We start from the raw sequence: 2,881 nt of genomic DNA, 5'->3' as shown, positions 1-2,881 counted from the left end.
CAGGTCGCGGGGGACACCGTCCGCACCACGCTGGCCTACCGCACCTCGGGTGGGGACACCCTGGTGGCGGCGATGCCGGAGTCCGGCGCCGCGGCGTGCGCGTCGGTGGGCGGGTTCGACACCCTCTACGGCCGGATGGACCTCTGCCGCACGACCTCGATCGAGCTGAGCGCGCCCGTCGTCGCCCCGTCCGGGGCGCTCGACGTGTCCGGGCTGGCGGCGGGGGAGCGGCGGGAGCTGGAGCAGGCCGTCACCGCGGACACGGCGGCCCTGGAACTGACCGCGCAGGACACCTACTTCGGCGGGAAGCAGCTGGCGCGGGCCGCCAACCTGCTCACCCTCGCGGAGGGCCTGGACATGGGCCCCACGGCCGAGCGCATCCGCGACCAGCTGGTCCCGCTGCTGGAGCGGTGGGCCGAGCCCGCGGGCTGCACGACCCGCGCCACCCAGTGCTTCGTCTACGACCCCACGCTGCGCGGGATGGTCGGGCTGGAGAACTCGTTCGGTTCCGAGGAGTTCAACGACCACCAGTTCCACTACGGCTACTTCCTCTACGCGGCCGGGGTGCTCGGCAAGGACGATCCGGAGCTCGTCGCGCGGGTGGCGCCGGTGATCGACCTGCTCGCGGCGGACATCGGCAGCGTGCGGCAGACCTCGGAGTTCCCGCGCCACCGCGCGTTCGACGCCTTCGAGGGCCATTCCTGGGCCTCCGGCTTCAGCCCGTTCGGCGACGGCAACAACCAGGAGTCCAGCTCCGAGTCCGTGACCGCCTACAACGGACTGGCGCTGTGGGCGCAGGTGCGCGGGCAGGCCGACCTGCAGGAACAGGCCGTCGCGATGCTGTCGCGGGAGGCGGCCTCGGCGCTGCGGTACTGGACCCAGCCGCAGCTCGCGGGTTTCCGCGGCTTCGGGTCGGAGATCCTCTCGATCAACTGGGGCGGCAAGCGGGACTACGCGACCTGGTTCAGCGCGGAGCCCAGCGCGATGCTCGGCATCCAGCTGATCCCGATGTCCCCGGTCGCCGGGTACCTGCGCGGCGACCCGGGTCGGATCCGCAGCAGCGTCGCGGAGGCCGCGCCCGCGGGCTTCGACGTGACCTTCGGCGACTACCTGCTGATGTACCTGGCGTTGGCGGACAAGGACGAGGCCCTGGCCCAGGCGAGGGACCTCCCCGACTCCCGCATCGACGACGGCAACACCCGCGCCTACATGCTCGCCTGGATCCTCACCCGCTAACCGCGCGAACGGCACTCTCGCTCACACCTAGTGAGCGAGAGTGCCGTTCGCTCGGGTCAGCGTTCGGCGTACCTCGCGAAGGCTCGGGTGAAGGTCGCGGTGCCCGAGGTCATGGCGCGCAGGTCGATCGCGTAGCGCAGCAGCTCCGCGGCCGGGACCTCGGCGCGGACGACGGTGCGGCCGGGAGTGTCCGTCGGCTCGGTGCCCAGCACCCGACCCCGTCGCGCGGAGAGGTCGCCCAGCACCGTGCCGAGGTGCTCGTCGAGGATCCTCACCGCCACCTCGTCGACCTGCTCCAGCAGCACGACCCCGCACGTCGCGGCCGCCTCTCGCAGCGCGAGGGCGCCCGCGGTCTGGAAGGCGGCGTCGGAGGAGTCGACGCTGTGCGCCTTGCCGTCCACCAGGGTCGCGCGCACGTCGACGACCGGGTGGGCGGGCCCGTCCGCCTCGGGGGTCAGGCCGCGCTCGAGCTGCGCCCGGATCCCCTTCTCCACGCTCGGGACGTACTGCGTGGGCACCGACCCGCCCACGACGGCGGACCGGAACTCGACGCCGGACCCGCGGGGCAGCGGCTCGAACTCGACGTGGCACACGGCGTACTGCCCGTGCCCGCCGGACTGCTTCACGTGCCGCCCGGTCACCCGCGCCGCCGAGGCCAGCGTGACCCGCATCGGCACCCGCACGTCCTCGGTCGCCACCCGCGCCCCGGCCTCCCGCAGCCGCGACAGCACGACGTCCGCGTGCGCCTCCCCGGTCGTCCACAGCACGGTCTGGTGCGTCTCGGGGTTCCGTTCGAGACAGAGCCCCGGGTCGGCGGCGACGAGCTTGGCCAGCGTGCGTGCCAGCTGGTCCTCGTCCCCCCGGTCCTCGGCGACGACGGCGATCGGCAGCAGCGGTTCCGGCAGCTCCCAGGCCCGCAGGAGCAGGGGATGGTCGGCCGCGGACACCGTGTCCCCGGTCTCCGCGCCGGTCAGCTTGGTGAGCGCGCAGATGTCGCCCGCCACGCACTGCTCCGTCTCCTGCAGCGTGGCGCCGAGCGCGGTGTAGAGGTGCGAGAGCTTGTCGTCGACGTCGTGGCCCGGGTCGCTCTCCGGGCTCACGCGCGGGGCCGGGACGTGCCCCGACACGTGCACCGCGGTGTCCGGCCGAAGGGTCCCGGAGAACACCCGGACCAGCGAGACCCGGCCCACGTAGGGGTCCGCGGAGGTGCGGACGACCTCGGCGGCGAGCGGCCCCGACGGGTCGGCGGTGAGCGGTGCGTGCGGGCCGCCGTCGACCAGCGAGACGCTCGGCAGCGGGTGCTCCAGCGGGGAGGGGAACCCTCCCGCGAGCAGCTCCAACAACGCGTCGAGCCCCGTGCCGCCCGCCGCGCAGACCGGCACCACGGGATGGAAGGACCCGCGCGCGACGGCGGTCTCCAGGTCGTCGACCAGGGTCTCGACGGGGATCCGTTCGCCGCCGAGGTAGCGCTCCATGAGGGACTCGTCCTCGGACTGTTCGATGATCCCCTCGAGCAGGGTCGCCCGCGCCTCCTCGGCGCCCGCCGGGGCCGCGCCCGGACCCTGGGTGAGCAGCCCGTACAGGCCGTCGGGGGTCGGCAGGTACAACGGCGCGACGCCGGAGCCGAAGGCGTCCTGGCAGGCCA

Annotated in this window: 2 protein-coding genes; one reads left to right on the top strand and one right to left on the bottom strand. The window is 73.9% G+C overall.

All coding sequences use genetic code 11. From position 1 onward, the window contains the following. On the top strand, positions 1–1,236 hold a 1,236-nt coding region (locus tag H5J29_RS27655; RefSeq protein WP_220188018.1), incomplete at its 5' end, for a glycosyl hydrolase. A 56-nt stretch (positions 1,237–1,292) separates the two neighbouring features. On the opposite strand, the gene H5J29_RS27650 is transcribed toward H5J29_RS27655, so the two are convergent. Continuing rightward, on the bottom strand, positions 1,293–2,881 hold a 1,589-nt coding region (locus H5J29_RS27650), incomplete at its 5' end, for an elongation factor G (protein WP_181783927.1).

It is taken from the genome of Pseudonocardia pini, from assembly GCF_013870575.1.
Lineage (GTDB): Bacteria > Actinomycetota > Actinomycetes > Mycobacteriales > Pseudonocardiaceae > Pseudonocardia > Pseudonocardia pini.
Note: the sequence above shows the minus strand (reverse complement) of the source record. Positions and strands in the feature narration are given on the sequence as shown.